Annotated in this window: 27 protein-coding genes; 13 read left to right on the forward strand and 14 right to left on the reverse strand. The window is 62.7% G+C overall.

Going from position 1 to position 22,327, the window contains the following annotated elements:
- Positions 1-10: 10 nt before the first annotated feature.
- Complete coding sequence (locus tag JI748_RS16025) at positions 11-1,018, reverse strand: LLM class flavin-dependent oxidoreductase (RefSeq protein ID WP_201632992.1); 1,008 nt, start codon at positions 1,016-1,018, stop codon at positions 11-13.
- A gap of 185 nt (positions 1,019-1,203) precedes the next feature.
- On the opposite strand from JI748_RS16025, the gene JI748_RS16030 reads away from it, so the two are divergent.
- Positions 1,204-1,800: an acyloxyacyl hydrolase gene (locus JI748_RS16030; protein WP_201632995.1), complete on the forward strand. Its 597-nt coding sequence runs from the start codon at positions 1,204-1,206 to the stop codon at positions 1,798-1,800.
- On the opposite strand, the gene JI748_RS16035 is transcribed toward JI748_RS16030, so the two are convergent.
- Positions 1,797-2,987, reverse strand: a complete 1,191-nt coding sequence (locus JI748_RS16035; protein WP_201632998.1) for a BaiN/RdsA family NAD(P)/FAD-dependent oxidoreductase — start codon at positions 2,985-2,987, stop codon at positions 1,797-1,799. The two genes, JI748_RS16030 and JI748_RS16035, sit on opposite strands and share 4 nt — an antisense overlap.
- A gap of 314 nt (positions 2,988-3,301) precedes the next feature.
- Between JI748_RS16035 and JI748_RS16040 the strand changes: the two genes are divergently transcribed.
- The 3 genes from JI748_RS16040 to JI748_RS16050 are packed head-to-tail and all read left to right on the forward strand — an operon-like array spanning position 3,302 to position 5,691.
- Positions 3,302-4,348: an aspartate-semialdehyde dehydrogenase gene (locus JI748_RS16040; RefSeq protein ID WP_201633009.1), complete on the forward strand. Its 1,047-nt coding sequence runs from the start codon at positions 3,302-3,304 to the stop codon at positions 4,346-4,348.
- Entirely contained in the window at positions 4,349-4,816 is a 468-nt protein-coding gene (locus JI748_RS17360; RefSeq protein WP_211200723.1) for a GNAT family N-acetyltransferase, read from the forward strand.
- A 17-nt stretch (positions 4,817-4,833) separates the two neighbouring features.
- Positions 4,834-5,691, forward strand: coding sequence for an EamA family transporter (locus tag JI748_RS16050; RefSeq protein ID WP_201633011.1), 858 nt, complete (start codon positions 4,834-4,836; stop codon positions 5,689-5,691).
- 38 nt (positions 5,692-5,729) lie between these two features.
- On the opposite strand, the gene JI748_RS16055 is transcribed toward JI748_RS16050, so the two are convergent.
- Positions 5,730-5,975 carry an EF-hand domain-containing protein gene (locus JI748_RS16055; protein WP_201633013.1) on the reverse strand — a complete coding sequence of 82 codons (246 nt, stop codon included), beginning with the start codon at positions 5,973-5,975 and terminating at the stop codon, positions 5,730-5,732.
- A 295-nt stretch (positions 5,976-6,270) separates the two neighbouring features.
- Positions 6,271-6,909, reverse strand: coding sequence for a carbonic anhydrase (locus JI748_RS16060; protein WP_201633014.1), 639 nt, complete (start codon positions 6,907-6,909; stop codon positions 6,271-6,273).
- 71 nt (positions 6,910-6,980) lie between these two features.
- Here JI748_RS16060 and JI748_RS16065 point away from each other — a divergent pair, with 71 nt between their 5' ends.
- Positions 6,981-7,187: a DUF1737 domain-containing protein gene (locus JI748_RS16065; protein ID WP_164532837.1), complete on the forward strand. Its 207-nt coding sequence runs from the start codon at positions 6,981-6,983 to the stop codon at positions 7,185-7,187.
- 216 nt (positions 7,188-7,403) lie between these two features.
- Here JI748_RS16065 and JI748_RS16070 read toward each other — a convergent pair whose 3' ends face one another.
- Genes JI748_RS16070 through JI748_RS16090 form a run of 5 tightly spaced genes read right to left on the reverse strand, consistent with a single transcriptional unit; the run spans position 7,404 to position 9,578 of the window.
- Positions 7,404-7,820, reverse strand: coding sequence for an SRPBCC family protein (locus JI748_RS16070; RefSeq protein WP_201633016.1), 417 nt, complete (start codon positions 7,818-7,820; stop codon positions 7,404-7,406).
- On the reverse strand, positions 7,817-8,212 hold the full coding sequence (locus JI748_RS16075) for a DUF1801 domain-containing protein (RefSeq protein ID WP_201633019.1): 396 nt from the start codon (positions 8,210-8,212) through the stop codon (positions 7,817-7,819). The genes JI748_RS16070 and JI748_RS16075 overlap by 4 nt, the downstream gene beginning before the upstream one ends.
- 8 nt (positions 8,213-8,220) lie before the next feature.
- Positions 8,221-8,631 (reverse strand): DUF1801 domain-containing protein, encoded by a 411-nt coding sequence (locus JI748_RS16080; protein ID WP_201633022.1) that lies wholly within the window; start codon positions 8,629-8,631, stop codon positions 8,221-8,223.
- Entirely contained in the window at positions 8,628-8,948 is a 321-nt protein-coding gene (locus tag JI748_RS16085; RefSeq protein ID WP_201633025.1) for an ArsR/SmtB family transcription factor, read from the reverse strand. Before JI748_RS16085 ends, JI748_RS16080 begins: the two co-directional genes overlap by 4 nt.
- A 60-nt stretch (positions 8,949-9,008) precedes the next feature.
- Positions 9,009-9,578, reverse strand: coding sequence for an NUDIX domain-containing protein (locus JI748_RS16090; RefSeq protein WP_201633028.1), 570 nt, complete (start codon positions 9,576-9,578; stop codon positions 9,009-9,011).
- A 223-nt stretch (positions 9,579-9,801) separates the two neighbouring features.
- Between JI748_RS16090 and sdhC the strand changes: the two genes are divergently transcribed.
- Genes sdhC through JI748_RS16115 form a run of 5 tightly spaced genes read left to right on the forward strand, consistent with a single transcriptional unit; the run spans position 9,802 to position 13,503 of the window.
- Positions 9,802-10,188 (forward strand): succinate dehydrogenase, cytochrome b556 subunit, encoded by a 387-nt coding sequence (gene sdhC, locus JI748_RS16095; protein WP_201633031.1) that lies wholly within the window; start codon positions 9,802-9,804, stop codon positions 10,186-10,188.
- A 1-nt stretch (position 10,189) separates the two neighbouring features.
- A complete protein-coding gene (sdhD, locus tag JI748_RS16100; RefSeq protein ID WP_201633034.1) occupies positions 10,190-10,579 on the forward strand; it encodes a succinate dehydrogenase, hydrophobic membrane anchor protein in 390 nt (129 codons plus the stop codon).
- A gap of 3 nt (positions 10,580-10,582) precedes the next feature.
- Positions 10,583-12,394 (forward strand): succinate dehydrogenase flavoprotein subunit, encoded by a 1,812-nt coding sequence (sdhA, locus tag JI748_RS16105; protein ID WP_201633036.1) that lies wholly within the window; start codon positions 10,583-10,585, stop codon positions 12,392-12,394.
- Positions 12,394-12,678 carry a hypothetical protein gene (locus JI748_RS16110; protein ID WP_201633039.1) on the forward strand — a complete coding sequence of 95 codons (285 nt, stop codon included), beginning with the start codon at positions 12,394-12,396 and terminating at the stop codon, positions 12,676-12,678. Before sdhA ends, JI748_RS16110 begins: the two co-directional genes overlap by 1 nt.
- A gap of 42 nt (positions 12,679-12,720) precedes the next feature.
- Positions 12,721-13,503, forward strand: coding sequence for a succinate dehydrogenase iron-sulfur subunit (locus JI748_RS16115; RefSeq protein ID WP_201633042.1), 783 nt, complete (start codon positions 12,721-12,723; stop codon positions 13,501-13,503).
- A 249-nt stretch (positions 13,504-13,752) separates the two neighbouring features.
- Here JI748_RS16115 and JI748_RS16120 read toward each other — a convergent pair whose 3' ends face one another.
- The 3 genes from JI748_RS16120 to JI748_RS16130 form a co-directional block, all read right to left on the reverse strand.
- Positions 13,753-15,087 (reverse strand): hypothetical protein, encoded by a 1,335-nt coding sequence (locus JI748_RS16120; RefSeq protein ID WP_201633045.1) that lies wholly within the window; start codon positions 15,085-15,087, stop codon positions 13,753-13,755.
- Positions 15,088-15,221: 134 nt separating this feature from the next.
- The gene (locus JI748_RS16125; RefSeq protein ID WP_201633047.1) at positions 15,222-16,157 is read right to left on the reverse strand and encodes a DMT family transporter; all 936 of its coding nucleotides are present in this window, start codon (positions 16,155-16,157) and stop codon (positions 15,222-15,224) included.
- 77 nt (positions 16,158-16,234) lie between these two features.
- The gene (locus JI748_RS16130) at positions 16,235-17,164 is read right to left on the reverse strand and encodes a tyrosine recombinase XerC (RefSeq protein ID WP_201633050.1); all 930 of its coding nucleotides are present in this window, start codon (positions 17,162-17,164) and stop codon (positions 16,235-16,237) included.
- Between the two features lie 109 nt (positions 17,165-17,273).
- On the opposite strand from JI748_RS16130, the gene JI748_RS16135 reads away from it, so the two are divergent.
- Positions 17,274-19,442, forward strand: a complete 2,169-nt coding sequence (locus JI748_RS16135) for a primosomal protein N' (RefSeq protein WP_201637447.1) — start codon at positions 17,274-17,276, stop codon at positions 19,440-19,442.
- A gap of 3 nt (positions 19,443-19,445) precedes the next feature.
- On the opposite strand, the gene JI748_RS16140 is transcribed toward JI748_RS16135, so the two are convergent.
- On the reverse strand, positions 19,446-19,775 hold the full coding sequence (locus tag JI748_RS16140) for a type II toxin-antitoxin system RelE/ParE family toxin (RefSeq protein ID WP_325166883.1): 330 nt from the start codon (positions 19,773-19,775) through the stop codon (positions 19,446-19,448).
- The gene (locus JI748_RS16145; protein ID WP_201633055.1) at positions 19,729-19,980 is read right to left on the reverse strand and encodes a type II toxin-antitoxin system ParD family antitoxin; all 252 of its coding nucleotides are present in this window, start codon (positions 19,978-19,980) and stop codon (positions 19,729-19,731) included. Before JI748_RS16145 ends, JI748_RS16140 begins: the two co-directional genes overlap by 47 nt.
- Positions 19,981-20,192: 212 nt before the next feature.
- Between JI748_RS16145 and JI748_RS16150 the strand changes: the two genes are divergently transcribed.
- Together JI748_RS16150 and atpA are read left to right on the forward strand one after the other, a co-directional pair.
- Entirely contained in the window at positions 20,193-20,780 is a 588-nt protein-coding gene (locus tag JI748_RS16150; RefSeq protein ID WP_201633057.1) for a F0F1 ATP synthase subunit delta, read from the forward strand.
- Entirely contained in the window at positions 20,781-22,316 is a 1,536-nt protein-coding gene (atpA, locus tag JI748_RS16155) for a F0F1 ATP synthase subunit alpha (RefSeq protein ID WP_201633060.1), read from the forward strand.
- Positions 22,317-22,327: the final 11 nt, after the last annotated feature.

The raw sequence follows: 22,327 nt of genomic DNA on the forward strand, positions 1-22,327 counted from the left end.
GTCCTTGCGGTTACCGCGGCGTGACGCCCAGGGATTCGGCGAGCAGGGCATAGGAGCGGCGGCGCAGGTCGTAGGAGTGGATGGTCGTCGTGACCATGACTTCGTCGGCTCCGGCGGCCTTGGCCTTTTCGGTGATGGCTTCCGCCATTTGTTCGGGGCTGCCGACCAGCCAGAGCGTCGATTGCTGATCGATGACGGCCTGTTGCTGTGGCGTTAGCTTGTGGTTCATGGCTTCTTCGGGCGAGGTGAGCTGGCGCTGCTCGCCGGTGACGAAGCGGGCCCAGTTGACCGCCTGGGAAATGCCCAGGTGCCTGGCTTCTTCCTCCGTCGGCGCGCAGATCACCGAGAGGCAGAGAATGGTGCGGGGCTCCGGAAAATCCCCGGAGGGCTGGAAGGCTTCACGGTAGGCGGCGAAGGCTGGGGCCGCCGGGGTGTGGCTGAAATGGGCGGCAAAGGCATAACCAAAGCCGAGCTGGCCGGCGGCCTGGGCGCTGGCACCGGACGATCCGAGCAGCCATTTGGGCGGCAGCGACACGCCGCCGGGCGAGACCGGGACGCGCGAGAACGGGTGATCGGGTGGAAAATTGTCTTCGTCGAAGGCCATGAGCTCGGCGAGGTAGGCCGAGAATTCCTCGCCGCCGCCGGAGCGCAAGGCGCGCATGGCATAGCCGTCGCCCCCGGGGGCGCGGCCGAGGCCGAGGTCGATGCGGTCCGGATGGAGCGCTTCGAGCGTGCGATAGGCCTCGGCAATGCGCAGGGGCGCATGGTTGAGCAGCATGACGCCGCCCGAACCAACGCGAATGTTTTTGGTCGCCGCGGCGGCGCTGCCGATCAGGATTTCAGGGACCGAGGAGGCGATGGAAGGCATGCCATGATGCTCGGCATACCAGAGGCGGTTGTAGCCCAGCCCATCTGCCGCCTGCGCTAATTTCACCGTTTCGGCCATGGCTTCCACTGTGCTGGAGCCAAAGGCGATGGGGGCTAGATCCTGGAGCGAAAGGGCGAATTGTGCGGGCATGATCGAAACAATCTGTGCTGAAAATCTTGATCGTTAGATCACGATGGAAGGCCCTAAGGTCAAGGCCGGATCGGGATTTTGTGACACAGCGGGCGCCATTTGCGCAGGGCAGGGCCGAAATACGCTTGACCGGGGCGGCTTGTGGGCCCCTTAGATAGGCCAATCTGTGGCAAGGATGGCCGGCGATGAAGCGTGTCTTGAGTGCAGTTGCGACCCTTGCGATCCTGGCGGCAAGTCCGGCCCTGGCCCAGGATGCGGCGCCCGGTTCTTTTTCGGCTGGCGTTCTCGACATCGTCGATGAGGTTCGTATCGGCGGGCATTTCCACGAAATCTACTGGACCATGCTGCCGCAGAACCCGCAGGACTGGTACTGGAAGCGGCTCGAGGATGTGAGCTTCGACGTCTTGTTCACGACGCCCGACGCCGATTTTTTCCGCTGGATCGGTGCGCCGCGCCCAGAACTTGGTGCCACCATCAACACCAAGGGCCAGGACAGCCTTTTCCATCTGGGCCTCACCTGGCAGCTGCCGATCTTTGAGACCCCGCTCTACCTCGAAGGCACCTTTGGCGCGGCCGCTCATACCGGCTATCTGACGAATGCGCCGGCTGGTTATCGCAATTTCGGCTGCCAGGTGAATTTCTACGAACGCTTCGGCATCGGCGCAAACCTTAGCGACAACGTCACGGCGACGGTGACCTACGAGCACACGTCCAATGCTGGTCTGTGCCAGGCCAATGCCGGGCTCTCCAACTTTGGCGTGCGGCTGGGCTGGAAGTTCTAGGCTGCCTGCCCGGCGGCATAGCCCGAGGCCCAGGCCCACTGGAAATTGTAGCCGCCCAGCCAGCCGGTGACGTCCACCGCTTCGCCGACAAAGAAGAGGCCGGGGACGGTGCGCGCCATCAGCGTCTTGGCGTCGAGTCCTTCCGTGTCGATGCCGCCCAGGGTCACTTCAGCGGTGCGATAGCCTTCCGAGCCGACGGGTTTGAGCGTCCAGCGGTTGACCGCGTCGGCAGCAGTGGTGAGTTTCTTGTCGGAAAAGTCGCCGATCATGCCGGGCTGGTTGATGTTGTCGCCGACGAGCTGCGCTAGCCGCTTGGGCAGGCGTTCGGCGAGCGCGGTCTGGAGGTGCTGCTTGGGGGCCGACTGGCGGGCCGCGCGAAAGAAATCGAGCGCGTCCTCGCCGGGCAGGAGGTCGACGGTGATGGGCTCGCCTTCGCGCCAATAGGACGAGATCTGAAGGATTGCCGGGCCGGAAAGGCCACGATGGGTGAAAAGGAGGGCTTCCTCGAATTTCGTCTTGCCGCGGCTGACCACGGCATTGGTGGAGACGCCGGCCAGTGGGGTCAGCTTTTCGAGGGCGCCGGGCTCGAAAGTGAGCGGCACGAGGGCGGGGCGGGTGTCGGTGAGTTTGAGGCCGAATTGACGGGCGACGTCATAGGCAAAGCCGGTGGCGCCCATCTTGGGGATGGACTTGCCGCCCGTGGCGACGACCAGGCTCGTGGTGGTGACGCGGCCATCTCCGACCATGACGTCAAAGCCATCGCTGATCTTTTCGATGCTCCCGACGGAGCGGCCGGTCCAGATGGTGGCACCGGCTTGGCGCAGTTCGTCGGTGAGCATGGAAACGATCTGCGTTGCCGGCCCGTCGCAAAAGAGCTGGCCCAGGGTCTTTTCGTGGAACTTGATGCCGCGCTTCTTGACCTTGTCGATGAACATCTCGGGCGTGTAGCGCGAGAGGGCGGAGAGGGCGAAGCGCGGGTTTTGGCTCAGGAAGCGTTCGCGGCCGGCGGTGTGGGTGGCGTTCACATTGGTGAAGTTGCAGCGGCCGCCGCCGGAAATGCGGATCTTTTCGCCTGGGTCGCGGGCATGGTCGACGACGAGGACCTTGCGGCCGCGACGGCCTGCTTCGATGCCCGCCATCATGCCGGCAGCGCCGGCACCGAGAATGATTACATCGTAGTCGGGCATATCTGGTCCTCTTCAAGGTCGGAGCCCTAGCCCCCAAGGCGGCGGCAAGCAAGGCAATTGACTATTTCCTATTTCGGCGTATGAGAAATCCTGCTCTTTGATAGGAAGCAACATCGTCATGGTCAGCATCGGCCCTATCGCCGCCTCTGCCACCACCCGGTTCACCGCCGGGGGCATGTTCGCCATGACCAAAACCACCAAAACCGCCTGACGCTTTTCCCCGGGTCGCACTCCCGACGGGGAGAGGCGCAGAACCAGGACCGCGGTCGAGATGATCGCGCGGGGGCGGAATGGTAAGGGACCGGAGTTCCAAAATGGGTTATCGCGTCGCTGTCGTCGGTGCCACGGGCAATGTGGGCCGCGAAGTTCTCAACATCCTGGCCGAACGCAAGTTTCCGGCCGACGAGGTTTATGCGCTGGCCTCGTCCAAGTCGATCGGCCGCGAGATTTCGTTCGGCGACAAGATCCTCAAGGCGCGCGACCTGCAGCATTTCGACTTTTCCGAAGTCGACTTCGCCATCATGTCGGCGGGCGGCTCGATCGCCAAGGAATGGGGCCCCAGGATTGCAGCGGCCGGCGCCATCGTCATCGATAATTCGAGCTATTGGCGCTACCATTCGGACGTGCCACTGATCGTGCCGGAAGTGAACGGGCACCAGCTCGACCGCTGGCTGGCCGACGCCAACCGCACTGGCATCATCGCCAACCCCAATTGCTCGACGGCGCAGCTGGTCGTGGCGCTCAAGCCCTTGCATGACGCGGCGACCATCAAGCGCGTCGTGGTCTCGACCTACCAGTCGGTCTCGGGCGCCGGCAAGGAAGGCGTCGACGAGCTCTGGAACCAGACCAAGGGCATTTTCGTCAATGACAGCCCCGGTCCGGGCAACAAGTTCCCTAAGCAGATCGCCTTCAACGTCATCCCGCATATCGATGTGTTCATGGAAGACGGCTACACTAAGGAAGAGTGGAAGGTGCTGGCCGAAACCAAGAAGATCCTCGATCCCAAGATCAAGGTCTCCTGCACCGCCGTGCGCGTGCCGGTTTTCGTGGGGCACTCGGAAGCGGTCAATATCGAGTTTGCCGACCCGATCTCCGCCGACGAAGCCCGCGATTTGCTGCGCGAGGCACCGGGCATTTCGGTGCTCGATAAGCGCGAACCGGGCGGCTATGCGACCCCGGTCGAAGCTGTCGGTGAATACGACACCTATGTGTCGCGCATCCGCGAAGACACCACGGTCGAGAACGGCATTGCCATGTGGGTGGTTTCCGACAACCTCCGCAAGGGCGCCGCGCTCAACACGATCCAGATCGCCGAAACGCTGATCGAAAAGGGTTATGCGGCGCGCAAGAAGGCTGCGTAGGTGACACAAGCGAGGGTGGCGCCGCAGGGCGTCACCTTTCGTGCCGCAAATGCTGAAGATGTCGATGCGATCGTCGATATCTTCGGCCGTTCGCGCGCCGTGGCTCTGCCGTTTTTGCCGAAACTGCACACGGCCGAAGAAGATCGGGCCTTTCTTGCAGGCGCTGTCAAAGAGGCACGGGTGACGCTTGCGTCTTTGGACCGGCCAATCGGGTTCATGGCGGAGACCGAGGGCTGGATCGATCACCTTTATCTCCATCCGGACTGTCGCGGCCGCGGCATCGGCGAGGCACTGGTGCGCCAAGCCATGTCGCGGCAGGAGCGGTTGCAGCTCTGGTGCTTTGCGGACAACCATCCGGCGCGGCGCTTTTACGAACGCTTAGGTTTTGCCATCGAGCGTCAAACCAGCGGCGACAACGAAGAAGGGCTTCCGGACATTCTTTATGTGTGGCAACGAGAGCCGGCTTAACCGCCTCTTTGGTGCCCATGCCCATCCGCCACGTCCTTCTTGCCCTTCTGGTCGTTGCGATCTGGGGCTTCAACTTCGTCGTTATCAAGCTCAGCGTCGAGGCTTTGCCGCCTATTCTGGCGGCGGCGCTGCGGTTTGCAGCGGCGGCGCTTCCGGCAGCCTTGTTCGTGCGACCGCCCAAGACGCAGTGGTGGATCGTCGTTCTTTACGGGTTGAGCTTCGGCTTTGCGCTTTACGCCTTTTTGAACCTCTCCATCGCCTGGGGCATGCCGGCGGGGTTGAGTTCGATCGTACTGCAGACGCAGGCCTTCTTTACCATGCTGATGGCCTTCCTGATCCTGGGGGAGCGGCCAAGCCGCTTTCAGATTATGGGGGCAGCCATCGCCTTTGGCGGCATTGCGGTGATCGCCAGCGAGCGCATCGAAGGTGCAGGGCTTCTGCCGCTCTCATTGACCATCGTGGCCGCCGTGAGCTGGGGGCTGGCCAATGTGCTGACGAAGAAGGCGGGGCGGGTGAATGCCGTGTCGTTCACCGTTTGGGGAGCGCTGGTGTCGCCGATCCCGCTGCTGGCCTTGTCGCTTCTGGTCGAGGGACCGGCACAGGTGGCTGACGCCCTGGCCAATTTCGGCTGGGACGATGCGGGGCTTATCGCCTTTTTGGCCTATCCAGCAACCTTGCTCGGCGGCGGCATCTGGGCCTGGCTTTTGTCTCGGCATCCGGCGTCCACAGTCGCGCCCTTTACGCTTCTGGTGCCGATCACGGGGCTGGCTTCGGGATATCTGGTGCTGGGGGAGATGGTGACGCTGTTGGAAGTGGCGGGCGCAGCGCTGGTGATCGTGGGGCTCCTGGTCACCCTGCGCAAGGCTCGGGCTTAGGGGAAGGGCCGCCCGAAGGCGGCCCACCTGTTCCGGCCTTATTGCGCCGGGGCAGCGCTTGCAAGAAGCGCGTTATATTCCTCAACGGAGAGTTCGCCATTGCCGTCCGTGTCGGCAGCGGTGAACGCTTCCTGGGTCAGATCCGGCCAGGCCACCTGCGCTTCGGCAAAGGTCACGCCACCGCTGATATCCGCATCCACCGTTGCGAAATCGGTGGCGGCTTGCGCGAAGGCGGCGCCCGAAAGGCCGAGGGCGAACAGGGAGGTCAGGACGATCTTCTTCATGGGATTTCTCCATGTGAGTTGGGAAAAGCAGCGAATGATTTCGCCGACGGATGCTCTCCGGCGATCCGTGAGAAGAAGATTGCCGGTCCAATGTGGCCCGTGCTGGCCCGGCAAAGGGCGAGGGCTGACAAAAGTCTGGGCCATTTGCGGGCGAGAAAAAAGGCCCGGAAAGCGGGCCTCTTCAAGTGATCACGGCAGCGTGAGCAAGCTTATCTCGGGTGCGCCGAACTAGTTTGGCCAGCCAAGTTTGGCGCGGCAAGTGCAATGCCGTGACCACATTGGGGCAGGCAAAAGCTCAGAGTGCGGGGCGAATGAAATCGCCGTTGTGATCCATGATCCAAAGCTCGCCCGTCGAAATATCGAACCAGGCGCCATGCACGGCCAACTTTTCTTCCGCCTCGAGCGCGGCCACATAGGGGAAGGTGCGCAGGTTGCGGATCGAGTTGCGGATGGAGATGCGTTCAAGCGCCGTCTGCTGCTCGGTTGCCGTCATCATCGTGTTGGTGCCGAGCTGGCTCGGCAATTCGCCCAGCATGCTCATCCACTTGCCGATGAAGTCTCCTTCATCGAGCGGGCTGTAATCGGGGTTGAGCGCCGCCTTGATGCCGCCGCAGCGGCCGTGGCCCATGATGACGATATTGGCGATGCCGAGGCCCTTGATGGCGAATTCGATCGCTGCCGACGTGCCGTGCTGGCCCCCATCGGGCTGATAGGTGGGCACGAGGTTGGCGACGTTGCGCAGGACAAAGGCTTCGCCCGGGCCGGTATCGAAGATCATTTCGGGCGCTGCGCGGCTGTCGCAGCAGGCGATGATCATGGTGGTCGGCTTCTGGCCGACCTCGGCCAGATCGCGAATGCGTTCTTTCTCGCGGGAATAGCGTCCCGACATGAAATTGGCGTGGCCGTCGAGCAGGTGCTGAGGAAAGCTGTGCATAGGCTTTCGATTAGCGCTAAGAGGCGACAAGATCAATTGCCGGCGGAGGGCGCCGGTCGGGGGAGACGTGCATGCTGATCTATCGGTTTTTGTCCGGTGAAGACGATTCCGCTTTTTGCCACAAGGTGACCAAGGCGCTGTCGGAGGGCTGGCAGCTGCATGGCGGGCCGACCTATGCCTATGACCAGGTGAGTAAGAAGATGCGCTGCGGCCAGGCGGTGACCCGGGTGGCCAAGGATCAGCCTTATGATCCGGAGAAGAAGCTGGTGGACTTTTAGGGCGGCGGCGCTGCGCCCAATCCAGAAAGTCACCCCACCCCAGCGTCGCTAGGCCTGCGGCAAGCTTTGCTACCCTCCCCATCTAGGGGAGGGAGCACCCCCACCCGGCCTCCCCCTTTAGGAGGGGGAGGAGTTGGGCCGGTGCGATGCTGATATCGAGCCGCATACCCGATCGTCTCCTCCCCGAATTACGGGGGAGGCTGGGTGGGGGCGTTTCTAAGCCCGGGCCACCACGGTTTTGAGCTTTTCCATAAAACCCTTCCAGCCGGCGTGGGCGCCGCCATAGGCGGCTTTCTGGTCGGGGCGGAAGCCGGTTTGCTCAACGCTCAGATGCGTGCCGGTGACGGAGGGGGTGAGCGTGAAGGTGACGACGCTTTCGAGGGCGTAGGCGGGATCGTCGTTGGCAAAGTTCCAGCTATAGACGAGCCTGGTGATCGGCTCGAGCGCCAGCACTTCGCAATCGAGGACGCCGCCCCAGTCGCCGCGAAGGGTGAATTTGTGGCCGAGTTCGGGGACGAAGTCGTTGCGCATCAGCCAGTCTTCGATCAACGCCGGCTGGGTGAGGGCGCGCCAGAGTTTTTCCGGCGCATGGGCGAAGTCGCGCTCGATGACGACGGTTCTGGTTTCGCTCATGGCTTCTTGCTCTTGTTGAAGGCGATGGCAGCGCGGATGAGGCCGATGAAAGCGGCTTCGTCAATCGGGGCGCCTTCCTTGAAATCGATGGCGCGGCGGGTGGCGCCTTCGAGGCTCGAGTTGAAGAGAGCGGTGGGATCGGGCAGCGCGGCGCCATGCGGGAAGGTGGTCTTGACGGCGGCCTTATAGACCTCGCCGGTGCAGATGATGCCGTCGAGCGCCCAGACTGGGACGTTCCATTTCCATTCCTCGACCACGCCAGGATCGGCCTCGTGGATCAGGGCGCGGAGGCGCGTGAGGGTTTCGGCGCGCCAGCCGCCGGCATCGGCGATGCGCTTGTCGATATGCTGGGGGGCAAGGCTTTGGTCCATATGCGCTGTGGCTTTTGGCATGATGATCCTCAGTACTTTTCGCCAGGCATAGCGCTGGCTTGCTTGACCCAGGAGATGAATTGTTCGGCGTCGAAGGGCGCGTCCTCGTAGATGTCGAGATAGCGGACGCGGGGCTGTTTGGAGGTGCCGGGCGGCACGGGATCGAGTTCGGTGCCGGCGGGGAAGGCGACTTTGACGTATTTGGTGAGGCAGTGGAAACTGACGAACCAGTGCCGGTCATCGAGCCCATAGAAGGGCGTGTTCCACTTCACGGCTTTGGAGAGGTTGGGCACGGCGTCAGAGATCAAGCCATCGAGCTGGCGACAGACCGCCTGTTTCCAGCCCGGCACCGCAGCGATGTAATCGGCGACTTTTTCGTCACCAAAACCCTTGGTGATCTGCGGATTGCCGCCGGAAAGGAGAACGGGCTCGCTGGTCATTGATCCATCCTCTTGAGAAGATCATCGAGGTGATCGAGGCGGTTTTCCCAAAAGCTCGACATTTCCGTGGTCCAGTCGGCCAGGGGGCGGAGGGCCTGGAGGTCGGCGCGGTAATGGGTCTGCCGCCCGTCGGGGCGATGCTGGACGAGACCGGCGTCGCGGAGGACGCCAAGATGCTTGGAAACGACGGGCTGGGAAACGTTGGCGGTCTTGGTGAGGGTGCCGACGGTCGCTTCGCCCTCGCGGCAGAGGCGTTCGAACAGCGCCCGTCTTGTCGGGTCGGCGAGGGCGCGGAACAGGACGTCGGGTGCAGACATGGGGAAAACCATAGCTGGTTGGCTATGGTTTTGATTTATAGCTACATGGCTATGGGTTCGTCAAGCGGTGAGGGCGAGATGCTGCAGCAGGAGGACGGTCTTGGCGTCCATGATGCGGCCATCGCCGATCATGGCCAGGGCTTCGGCGAGCGGCAGTTCCACCACTTCAATGTCTTCGCCCTCATCGGCAAGGCCGCCGCCTTCGTGCTGGCGGGTGCTGGCGTGGTAGTGGCCGATAAAGAGGCTGACTTTTTCGGTGACGGAGCCTGGGCTGACATAGACGTCGCAGACATGGCGGAGGTCGGTCGGCGCGTGGCCGCTTTCCTCGGTGGCTTCGCGGATGGCGCAGGTTTTTGGATCGTCGCCATCGAGCATGCCGGCGCAAACTTCGAGCATGTCGGCATGGTCGCCATTGAGCATGACGGCAAAACGGAACTGGCGGACCAGGAGCACGGTCTTCCGATCCGGATCGTAGAGGAGAATGGCGGCGGCGCTGCCATGGTCATAGGCTTCGCGCTTGAGGCGCTGCACGGTGCCGTCCTGGCGGCGGTAATCCATGGTGTAGCTGGTGAGGCTCCCCCAGGATTTGGCCAGCACCTGCTTGCTGATGATCTTTGCGCGCTCGTTCATGGCAGAGGCTCCGTTGCTGGCTTCGGCTTAGCGGCGCCTCGACCAAAATGCCAGAGGCCGGGCAGCGAACAGCTCGTGCGCCAAGCGAACAAAGTGCGGATTGCGCCGGAATGTGATGGTGTCATGGCGCTGAAGCTTTGATTTTGTAGGGATTGGGCGCTACACACTCGAACAATTCCAAACTGAAGGCGCCCGTCTTCAGCTTCAGCCTCTTGGAACATTCATGTCGGTCAGAGCCCGCCCTACGTCTCCCCACCTGCAGATTTATCGCTGGACCATCACCATGGCCATGTCGATCCTGCATCGCGCCACCGGCATTGCCAACTATGCAGGCATGTCGCTGTTCGTGATCTGGCTCGTGGCGGCGGCCTTTGGGCAGGCGCCGCTGGACCAGGTCAATGCCCTTTACGGCAGCTGGTTCGGGCAGCTGGTGCTGTTCGGCTTCACCTGGAGCCTCGTGCATCATATGTGCGGGGGCATTCGCCATTTCGTCTGGGATTTTGCGGTGATGATGGAGCCGGGGCAGCGCTCCACCATGGCCTGGGCGACGCTTGCCGCCTCGATCACCATCACGCTGCTTGTCTGGACCGTTTTCGTGTGGGTGAAGTAAGATGCGCGAACGTATCACCAAGGACATGATCGCCAATCCGCGCACCCATTATGGCAGTGCCAGTGCCTCGACCCGGCGCTTCATCACCCAGCGCACGACCGGGGCGATCAATATCGCCTTCTTGGGCATGCTGCTGTTCCTGGTTATTCGCCTTGCCGGCGAAGAGCGCATGGATGTGGTGGCGCTGGTCGGCAATCCGTGGATCGGTCTGCCACTGGCTTTCCTGATCGGCATCGTGGCGACGCATATGCGCAACGGCATGCGCGATACGCTCGAGGATTACCTGCATGGCCGCATGTATAGCCTCGTGATGATGCTGAACTCGCTTTTCTGTCTCCTGATCGCGATGGCCGGTATCGGCGCCGTGCTCAAGCTCGTCTTCTGGGGTTAATCGATGGCCGCTTACGAACTGATCGACCACGAATTCGACGTGGTGGTGGTGGGCGCTGGTGGCGCAGGCCTGCGCGCGACGCTGGGGATGGCCGAGCAGGGGTTCAATACCGCCTGCATCACCAAGGTTTTCCCCACCCGCTCGCATACCGTTGCCGCGCAAGGCGGCATTGCAGCCTCGCTGCAGAACATGGGGCCCGACTCTTGGCAGTGGCACATGTATGACACCGTCAAGGGGTCGGACTGGCTGGGCGACAACGACGCCATGGAATATCTGGCGCGTGAAGCGCCGGCGGCGATCTATGAGCTCGAGCACTATGGCGTGCCGTTTTCGCGTACGCAGGACGGCAAGATCTACCAGCGGCCGTTCGGCGGTCACATGACCGAATTCGGCGATGGCCCGCCGGTGCAGCGCACCTGCGCCGCCGCCGACCGCACCGGCCACGCGATCCTCCACACGCTTTATGGTCAGTCGGTCAAGAACGACGCGCAGTTCTTTATCGAGTATTTCGCGCTCGACCTGATCATGGGCGAGAACGGTGAATGCCAGGGCGTCATTGCCTGGAAGCTCGACGACGGCACGCTGCATCGCTTCCGCGCCAAGATGGTGGTGTTGGCGACCGGCGGCTATGGCCGCTCCTATTTCTCGGCGACCTCGGCCCATACCTGCACCGGCGACGGCAATGGCATGGTGGCGCGCGCCGGATTGCCGCTGCAGGACATGGAATTCGTGCAGTTCCACCCGACCGGCATTTATGGCGCGGGCGTCTTGATTACCGAAGGTGCGCGTGGCGAAGGCGGCTATCTCACCAATTCCGAAGGCGAGCGCTTCATGGAGCGCTATGCCCCCAATGCCAAGGACCTGGCGTCGCGCGACGTCGTGAGCCGCTGCATGACGCTGGAGATCCGCGAAGGCCGTGGCGTGGGTCCCAAGAAGGACCACATCTACCTTCACCTCGATCATCTCGACCCAAAGGTGCTGCATGAGCGGCTGCCGGGGATCACCGAGTCGGCTAAGATCTTTGCCGGCGTCGATCTCACGCGCGAACCGATCCCGGTGCTGCCGACGGTGCATTATAATATGGGCGGCATTCCCGCGAATTATCATGGCGAAGTGCTGAACCCGACGGCGGAAGACCCCAACCGCATTGTGCCGGGCCTGATGGCGGTGGGCGAAGCGGCCTGCGCTTCGGTGCATGGCGCCAACCGGCTGGGCTCGAATTCGCTGACCGACCTCGTTGTCTTCGGCCGTGCCGCCGCCATCCGGGCCGGCAAGGTGATCGATCGTGCCGCGCCGGTGCCGGGCATCAACCAGGCTGAGGATGCCAAGATCCTGGCGCGCCTCGATCGCTTGCGCAACGCCAATGGATCGCAGCCGACGGCGAAGCTGCGCGACGAGATGCAGCGCACCATGCAGGCCGATGCCGCCGTGTTCCGCACCGACGCCTCGCTCAAGAATGGCGTCCAGGCGATGAGCGAAATCTATGGGCGCCTCGCCGACATCAAGGTTTCGGACCGCTCGCTGATCTGGAATTCGGACCTGGTGGAAACGCTGGAACTCGAAAATCTCATGGCCTGCGCCATGGCGACGGTGGTCTCGGCCGAGGCGCGGCACGAGTCGCGCGGCGCCCATGCGCATGAGGATTTTCCGAACCGCGACGACGTTGAATGGCGCAAGCACACGCTGGCGAGTGTCGACATCGCCACCGGCGCAGTGGAGCTTTCCTACCGTCCGGTGATCACCGATCCGCTGACGCCTTATGACCAAGGCGGCATCGATCTCAAGAAAATTGCGCCCAAGGCACGCGTCTACTGATGCGCTTCGTTCTCGCTACTGCCGCCATTATGATTCTGGCTTTGCCTGCTGTTGCCGCGCCGACGGCTGCGCAAAAGGATGAGTTTTACACGACCTGCATGGGCATCGCGCAGGACCAGACGCTGTGCGCCTGCAAGGCCGACGCGGCGATGACGTTGATCGACGAGCGCTTCATGGGCGTGGTGATCGCCTCAATGAAGGGCCGCCCGACGGCGCCGGAGGATGCGGTGCCCTACAATACCTACGTCGCCAAATCGAACCAGATCTGCAAGCCGAACTACTGATTTTCCGGGCGACCCCAAGCGTCCGTTGAGAAGGAATACAAGATGGCCGAACTCACGCTTCGCAAGGCCGACCAGCCGCAAAAGGGCAAGACCTGGCCCAAGCCTGCCAATGCGACGCGCCTGCGCGAATTCCATATCTATCGCTATGATCCGGACACGGAAGCCAATCCCCGCATCGACACCTATTTCGTCGATCTCGACAATTGCGGGCCGATGATCCTCGACGCGCTGCTCTACATCAAGAACAACGTGGATGCGACCCTGACGCTGCGCCGCTCCTGCCGCGAAGGCATTTGCGGCTCGTGCTCGATGAATATCAACGGGCTCAATACGCTAGCCTGCACCAAGGGCATGGACGACAGTTCCGGTCCGATCAAGATCTACCCGCTGCCGCATATGCCGGTGGTCAAGGATCTGGTGCCCGACCTTTCCAATTTTTACGCGCAGCACCGCGCCATTGAGCCCTGGCTCAAGACCACCTCGCCCACGCCGCAAAAGGAATGGACGCAGTCGGTCGAGAACCGGGCCAAGCTCGACGGGCTCTACGAGTGCATTCTTTGCGCCTGCTGCTCGACCTCGTGCCCGAGCTATTGGTGGAATGGCGAAAAGTATCTGGGCCCCGCGGCGCTGTTGCAGGCCTATCGCTGGCTGATCGACTCGCGTGACGAGACGACGCCGGAGCGCCTCGACAATCTCGAAGACCCGTTCAAGCTCTACCGCTGCCACACGATCATGAACTGCGCCCAGGTGTGTCCGAAGGGTCTGAACCCGGCCAAGGCCATTGCGCAGATCAAGAAGATGATGGTGGACCGCAAGGCGGCTTAGTTAGGCAAGGAAGGCGCCCCCTTCCGAGCTGCGCTAAGGCGCTGCGCACCTAAGCTACGCTTGCCTTCCCCTCTGAGGGGGAAGGTGGGCACCGAGCTTGTTCACCCACTGTGCATACCCTCCCCCTCCGAGGGGAGGGTACCGGAGCTTAGCCGCAGGCTTAGCGCAGGTAGGGAGGGGGTGCCTTCGCTGGTTCACCAAACACAGAAGGCGGGGACCAACCCCGCCTTTGGCATTTGCCCCGAACCTTCACCCCTGGCCTTCGCGCAGATCAACCGTTCCTGCCTCATAGGCCGTGCGGCAATCGTCGGCATCGGCCATGCGATCGCTGTCGAGCAGGGTCACGGCTGTGCCGGGGCCTTCAAAGCGCGGGTCGTCGCACAGATTGTCATTGGCGTAGGTCGATGAATTGTTGCCAAAGTCGATGTTCGAGCTGTCATAGGGACCGTTTTCGGCATAGCCCGGCTGATAAACGCGCTTGATCGCGATGGCGCCGGACTGTTCCAGGGCCTGGCAATCGCTGGCATCGCCCAAGACATCTTCGGAGAAAAGCTTCTTGGACATGGCCGATCCGGCGAAACGCCAGTCGTCGCATTCGCCGTCATTGGCATAGGCGGACGTATCGGAGCCGTAGTCGAAGGCAGCTGGCTGGGTCGCTGCACCTCTCAGCGAAACGGTGCCGGCGATAAAGGCCGCGCGGCAGTCGGTCGCGTCACCCAGGCGTTCGTTTTCGACCGGCTCCAGCGCCATGGCCGAGCCGACAAAGTCGGGATCGTCGCATTCGCCGTCATTGGGGTAGTCCCCGGAGTCGTCGCCAAAATCGATGCGGCCGGCAATGGCAGTCAAGAGGGCGGTGTTGTCGCCGCTGTTTCCGGTGTCGTTGGGCGCGTTCTCGGCGAGGGTAACGGTGCCGGCATTGAAGGCGGCCTCGCAGTCCGTGGCGTCCTTGCCGATATTGACGTCGTTAAGCGTACCGGCCATGGCGGAGCCGGCAAAGCGCGGGTCGTCGCATTCCTCGTCCCGTGCCCATTCGGAGCTGTCGTCGCCGAAGTCGATCGCGGCAGTGTCGGTGGTGGCCGCCGGAATATCACCAGTCTCGGCGATGCTGATCGTGCCCGCCTCGAAAGCCGTGCGGCAGTCGGTGGCGTCTTTGAGGATATCGGCATCTTCAAGTTCGACGGCCATGCCGGTGCCGCTGAAGCGGGGATCGTCACACTCGCCATCATTGGCCCAGCTCGATGTGTCGTCGCCAAAATCGACATCCGCGGCAGCTGTGGTGGCGACGGGCGGCGCGACGGTTTCGGCGACAGGGGCCTCGACCGGCGTGTCGGCGTGGGCGATATTGCCCGCCTCGAAAGCGGCGCGGCAATCGGTGGCGTCCTTGAGGATGTCGGCGTCCTCGAGTTCCGCTGCCATGCCGGAACCGGCAAAGCGGGGATCGTCGCATTCGCCGTCATTGGCCCATTCGGAGCTGTCATCGCCGAAATCGACATCGGTGGCCTGCGCCCAGGCGGGCGACGCAAAGCCCGCAGCTAGCGTCAGCGCCAGCAAAGCTCCGGCTAGCGCTCTCGGTTTCATACGCATTCGCAGTCCCTCCTGATCGAAGCCGGCACGTTCCGGTGCCGATGCTCGCAAGCCTGTTTCGGGAACACGGTCCCGTGAATTCCCATCTGCTCAGCACTTTATAGCGGGATTACGGCAGCCGGGCGAACACGCATTTAGGTGGGATTGCGCCGGCTTTGGCTTTCGAGCCGGGCAAAGAGCCATGAGCCGAGGAGGACCAGCGCCGTGCCCAGGGCATGGATCCAGGTGAAGGCTTCACCCAGCACCAGTACGGCGAGGGCAATGGTGATCACCGGGCCGAAGGAGGCGGTCGAGGAGGTTGCCTGCGGGCCGATGCGGCTGATGGCGGTGTTGAGCAGGAAGGAGGGCAGCACGGTGCCGAAAATGCCCAGCATCAGGCCGAGCGACCAGACATAGGGCGTAAAGCTTGCATAGGTGGCGGGGCCGTCGACGACGAGGCTCTGGGTGATGGCGAGCACAGCGGCGGTGGACATGCCGATGCAGGTGAAAAGCCCCGAGCCGATCAGCTTCATCTGCCGCCTGGCGAGGTGCTGGTAGAAGGCGAAGGTCAAAGCCGAGCCCAGAACCAGGATGGTGCCGATCATGAGGCCATCGGGGTTGACGGCGAGGTTCCAGGCAAAGATCACCAGCAGCCCGCCATAGGTGATGAGCATGGGCGGCACGAGGCGCCACACCATGCGCTCGCCAAAGAACCAAACGCCGAACAGCAGCACGAAGAAGGGGTAGGTGAAGAGCACCAGCCGTTCGTATTGCGCGGAGACAAAGGCGAGACCGGCAAAATCGAGGTAGCTCGACAGGTAATAGCCGAGCGCGCCAACGGCCATGCTGGAGCCGACCAGCCGTGGCGTGAGGCTTGCGCGCAAAGCGGGGTTGCGGCGCAGGATTGTGACGAGGATCGCGACATAGACCGGAAGGGCGACCAGCATGCGCAGGGCGAGGGCGGCTTCGGTCGATACGCCCTGGGAGAAGGCGAGCTTGATGAAGATGCCCTTGGTGGAAAACAAGGCGGCGCCGCCGATGGCGAGGGCATAGCCGAAGGTGTCGATTTTGGGGGTGGAGGAGGGAGGCATGGGCGTCTTCTTTCGAAGAACGGGTCTACGCCTCGTCTCCCCAAGGGCAAAGCCGGGTTCAGCCAAATCCGTCCAGCTCAGCCGCGCGGGTGGGCGGCGGCGTAGCTTTCGAGCAGGCGCTCGGTGTCGACGGCAGTATAGATCTGCGTCGAGGAGAGGCTGGCATGGCCCAGCAATTCCTGGATGGCGCGCAGATCGCCGCCACGGCCGAGAAGATGGGTGGCAAAGGAGTGGCGCAGGGCGTGGGGCGTGGCCGAGGGTGGCAGGCCCAGGGCGGAGCGAAGCTGTTCCATGCGCTTCTGGATCAGGCGAGGCGAGAGAACGCCGCCCTTGACGCCGCGAAAAAGCTTGTCGTCGGGCCAGAGCTTGAACGGGGCGAGGCCGAGATAGGTCTCGATTGACTGCCGGACCGGGGCGATCAGGGGCACCATGCGCACCTTGCCACCCTTGCCGGTGACGCGCAAGGTTGCCGCTTCAAGATCGCCGGAGGTCAGCGCCAGGGCTTCGGAAATGCGGAGGCCGGCACCGTAGCACAGCGAAATTACCGCCATATCGCGGGCGGCGATCCAGGGGATGTCTTCCATCTCGTTGGTGGTTGCGATGGTTTGTTTGGCCTCGATCACTGTCAGCGCCTTGGGCAGGGAGCGCCCGATCTTTGGGGTACGAATGACGTTGAGGGCTTCGGTCGCCAGCGTTCCCTCGCGCTCCAGAAAGCCGAAAAAGCTCTTGAGGGCAGAAAGCACGCGAGCCAGGGAGCGGGAGCCGAGGCTTTCGCTGCGGCGCTGGGCCATGAAGGCGCGAATATCAGCGCCGCGCAGTTCCTTGAGGGCGGCGAGCGAGACGGGGCCGCCCATATGGCCGGCGAGAAAGCTCATGAACTGGCCGATGTCGCGGCTATAAGCTTCGAGCGTTTTTGCCGCTAGCCGCCGCACCGAGCCCAGGTCGCGCAGCCAATCGGCGATGCGGGAGCGGATGAAATCGTCGGTGGCAAAGGCGCTGTCGGTCATCGGGTCAGTCTCGGCCGGCTTGGTAAAGGCCACATTAATGGGAGCGTCTGGCAAGAATCACGCAAGCTTCCTATTTAGGGCAAAAGAGAACGGAACGCGCACAAACTTGATGTATGGAGCAGGCGACATCGTGGCGGTGCTGGTGGGGGTCGCCGTCGAGGGCCCCTATAGCTATCGCGTGCCCGACGGCATGACGGTCAGCCGCGGCTCGATCGTGGCCGTGCCGCTGGGGCCACGGCTGATCCAGGGCGTGGTCTGGGGACCGCCCAAGGACATGGTGGCGCATAATCGGCTGCGTGATATCGCCCATGTCTACCAGACGCAGCCATTATCGGAAGAGCTGCTGCGTCTCATCGAATGGGTGGCGCGCTATACGCTGGCGGCGCCGGGGCAGGTGCTGCGCGGCGTCTTGCGCTCGCCGGAAGCGCTGGATGCACCAAAGCCGGTGACGGCCTTTCGCCGCACGGGGCATGAGCCGGAGAAACTGACGCCGGCGCGGCTTCGGGTGCTGGACACGCTGATGGACGATCAGGCCTGGCCCAAGGCGGCACTGGTGGGTGCCACCGGCGTATCGTTTTCCGTAATCGAGGGATTGGAACGCGCCGGGGCGCTGGAGCGGATCGAAATGGCGCCGCCGCCCGTGGTGCTGCCGCCCGATCCGGAGGCCAATCCGGCACAGCTCAGTGACGGGCAGCGCGCGGCGCTTGGCAATATTTTGTCACTCGATGCCGGCGAGTTCGGCGTGGCACTGCTCGATGGCGTGACCGGCGGCGGCAAGACCGAGGTGTTCTTCGAGGCGGTGGCGGATACGCTGCGGGCCGGGCGGCAGGCACTGGTGTTGCTGCCGGAAATTGCGCTCACCAATACATTCATCGACCGCTTCACCAAGCGCTTTGACGCGCGGCCGGCCGAATGGCATTCCGACATGACGCCGCTGCAGCGCTCAAAGGTGTGGCGCGGTGTGCTTGACGGCACGGTGCGAGCGGTGGTCGGGGCGCGTTCGGCGCTGTTTCTGCCGTTTCGGGAGCTGGGCCTCCTGGTGCTCGATGAGGAGCATGACGGCGCCTATAAGCAGGCCGAGGGTTTTACCTATCATGCGCGCGACATGGCGATCGTGCGGGCGCAGTTTTCGAAGGCCCGGGTTGTGTTGTCCTCGGCGACGCCATCGGTCGAATCGCGCAACAATGCCAATCAGGGCCGCTATGCGCATGTAAAACTCGAAAGCCGGTTCGCCGAGGCGGCGATGCCCGACATTACCGCCATCGACATGCGCATGGATGGACCGGAAAAGGGCGAGTGGATCGCGCCGAGCCTGGCGCGCGAGGTGTTCGGGGCGCTGGATCGCGGCGAGCAGGCGCTGTTGTTTCTCAATCGCCGTGGCTATGCGCCGCTGACCCTCTGCCGCTCCTGCGGGCATCAATATCAATGTCCGGATTGCTCGGCCTGGATGGTGGAGCATCGGTTTCGCGGTGTGCTGATGTGCCACCATTGCGGGCATGAGGTGCGTACGCCCAAGACGTGCAAGGAATGCGGGGATACCCAAAGCCTCGTGGCTGTCGGGCCAGGTATCGAGCGCGTTGCCGAGGAAGCCGCCGCGCGCTTTCCCAACGCACGACGCGTGCTGGTGTCCACCGACATGGGCAGCCATGCGCAGCTGCGCGAACGCTTTGCCGAGATCGAGCGGGGCGAGTATGACCTCATTATCGGCACGCAGCTCGTCTCCAAGGGGCATCACTTTGAAAAGCTCTCGGTGGTGGGCGTGCTCGATGCCGATCTCGGGCTTGCCCATGGCGATCCGCGGGCGGCCGAGCGAACCTTTCAGATCCTGACTCAGGTGGCCGGCCGCGCCGGGCGTGCCAGCAAGCACGGCAAGGCGTTCCTCCAGACCTATCACCCAGATCATCCGGTGATGCGCGCCATGGTCAATGGCGACCGCGAAGCATTTTACGCCCAGGAACTGCTCGCCCGAGAAGCTGGCGGCATGCCTCCCTTCGGGCGCCTCGCTGCGCTGATCGTTTCCGCCAATGAACAAAAGTCGGCGATGGATTATGCCAAGCTTTTGCTTTCGGCCGCGCCCATGGCCGAAGGCGTGCGGCTTTTCGGTCCGGCCGACGCTCCCATCAACATGATCCGCGGCCGCCACCGCGTGCGCCTCCTTGCCCAATCCGGCCGCGATTTCGATCTTTCGGGCTATATGCGGTTTTGGCTCAGCAGCGCCGAACGGGCGCGGGGCGATCTCAAGGTTCAGATCGACATCGATCCGATGAGCTTTATGTAGCGCTCAGGTCAGGTGACGGCGTGGATCCATGTTTTGGTGGAGGATACGCACCACGTCGATGACGTCTGGACGTTCCTGGTAGAAAATGGCGTGTGACCCTACCGGACAACGCAGGACGTCTACAAGATGTGGCACTACGCTGCCACGTCTGGTGCCGGAGGCTAACTCGTTCAGGGTTGCCAAGACTTGATCTGTGTAATTGTCGGCTTGATCCAATGACCACCGGTCCAATGAATAAAACCAAATGCCTTCGAGATCGGCATCAGCCTTCGGCCTAAGCTTATACTCACGAGCGAGAGACATATTTGTCGCGCATGCGCTGGAGAAACTCATCGCGATCGAATGGCATCGGAGGTCCGGAATCAAGGCCCTCCTGCAAAGCGGCCTGCAGTGCTTTTACCTTCGCATCGTGTTCTTCGAGCATATGCAGACCGGCGCGGAGTACTTCCGCAGCCGAAGCGTAGGTTCCATTGACGACCTGCCGCTCGACGAACTCGGCCTCGTGATCATTCAAAGCAAGGGATGCATGCTGAGTCATTGCTCGCTCCTGTTGCGGACAATCTAACAACCCAACGCCCGCATCACAAGTTCGCCTCCGCCTGCGACAACTTCGACACATTCGAATCCCGTGCCACAGCCTTGCATGGCGAGCTTTTGCCGTGTTAGAGCGTGCGCGACTTTCAAGGGGTCCGGCTCGAACCCCGTTTCCGAGCACGTCCAGGTAGTCCTGGACCATTCCGATGAACCGGAATGGCCACAATAGAGGGTGAAGCGGCATTGGCAGCGCAGAATTCGGTGCTTACCCAGATCGCACGGCCATATGCGTCGGCACTGTTTGATCTCGCGCGCAGCGAGAACCAGCTGGCTCAGGTGGAAACCGGGCTTTCCGATATTTCCCGGCTGATCGGCGAGAGCGAAGACTTCTCGCGCTATCTCCGCTCGCCAGTGATCGCCGCCGACGTCAAGGCTTCGGCGCTCGACGCCATTCTGGCGCGGTCCAATGGCAATGGCCTCGTGGCCAATTTCCTGCGCCTCGTCGCCAAGAATGGCCGTCTTTTTGCGCTGGACCAGATCATCGCATCGTTCCGCGAACTGGCCGCAACGGCGCGTGGCGAAACCACGGCGGAAGTCACTTCGGCCACCCCGCTCAGCGACGATCAGGCGCGGGCGCTGGCGGAAACGCTCAAGGGCAAACTCGGCAAGACCGTGACGCTCAATCAATTCGTCGATCCCTCGCTGATCGGTGGCCTTCAGGTGAAGGTCGGCAGCCAGATGATCGATAGCTCACTCAAGACAAAACTCGCTGCGATGAAAATCGCCATGAAAGAGGTCGGATAAATGGACATCAAAGCCGCGGAAATTTCTGCGATCCTCAAGGACCAGATCAAGAATTTCGGCCAGGAAGCCCAGGTTTCCGAAGTCGGCCAGGTGCTTTCCGTCGGTGACGGTATTGCCCGCGTCTACGGCCTCGACAATGTGCAGGCCGGTGAGCTCGTCGAGTTCCCGGGCGGCGTCAAGGGCATGGCCCTCAACCTTGAAACCGACAATGTCGGCGTCGTGATCTTCGGCTCCGACCGCGCCATCAAGGAAGGCGACGTCGTCAAGCGTACCGGCGCGATCGTGGACACCCCGGTTGGTCCGGGCCTTCTCGGCCGCGTGGTCGATGGCCTTGGCAACCCGATCGACGGCAAGGGCCCGATCGTTCACACCGAACGCCGCCGCGTCGACGTCAAGGCTCCCGGCATTCTGCCACGCAAGTCGGTGCACGAGCCGATGTCGACCGGGCTCAAGGCCATCGACGCGCTGATCCCGATCGGCCGCGGCCAGCGCGAGCTGATCATCGGCGACCGCCAGACCGGCAAGTCCGCCATCATTCTCGACACCTTCCTCAACCAAAAGCCCGCCCATGATGCCGGCGCATCGGACACCGATCGCCTCTACTGCATCTACGTGGCCGTTGGTCAGAAGCGATCCACCGTTGCCCAGTTCGTGCGCCAGCTCGAAGAATCGGGCGCGCTGCCCTATTCCATCGTGATCGCCGCGACCGCTTCGGATCCGGCTCCGCTCCAGTACATCGCGCCGTTCACCGGCTGCGCCATCGGCGAGTGGTTCCGCGACAATGGCAAGCATGCCGTGATCGCCTATGACGATTTGACCAAGCAGGCCGTTGCCTACCGTCAGATGTCGCTCCTGCTGCGCCGTCCGCCGGGCCGCGAAGCCTATCCGGGCGACGTGTTCTACCTGCACTCCCGCCTCCTCGAACGCGCTGCCAAGCTCAACGAAGACCACGGTCTTGGTTCGCTTACCGCGCTTCCGGTTATCGAAACCCAGGCCAACGACGTCTCGGCCTATATTCCGACCAACGTGATCTCGATCACCGACGGCCAGATCTTCCTTGAAACCAACCTCTTCTTCCAGGGCATCCGTCCGGCCGTGAACGTCGGTCTTTCGGTTTCTCGCGTGGGTGGTTCGGCCCAGATCAAGGCGATGAAGCAGGTTGCCGGTTCGCTTAAGGGTGAGCTGTCGCAGTATCGCGAAATGGCGGCCTTCGCGCAGTTCGGTTCTGACCTCGATGCGTCGACCCAGCGCCTCCTCAACCGTGGCGCCCGTCTCACCGAGCTTCTTAAGCAGCCGCAGTTCGCGCCGCTCAAGACCGAAGAGCAGGTTGCCGTGATCTTTGCCGGTGCCAATGGCTACCTGGACTCGATCCCGGTCAACAAGGTCGGCGATTTCGAAAAGACCGTGCTGTCGGCCCTGCGTGGCAAGCATGCCGCGCTGCTCAACACGATCGCGACCGAAAAGCAGCTGAGCGACGACACCCGTTCCAAGCTCAAGGCCGTTCTCGACGACGTCCAGAAGACCTACGCGGCCTAAAGCCTGAAGGA

Origin of the sequence: Devosia rhizoryzae (assembly GCF_016698665.1) — a bacterium.
Classification (GTDB): Bacteria; Pseudomonadota; Alphaproteobacteria; order Rhizobiales; family Devosiaceae; genus Devosia; species Devosia rhizoryzae.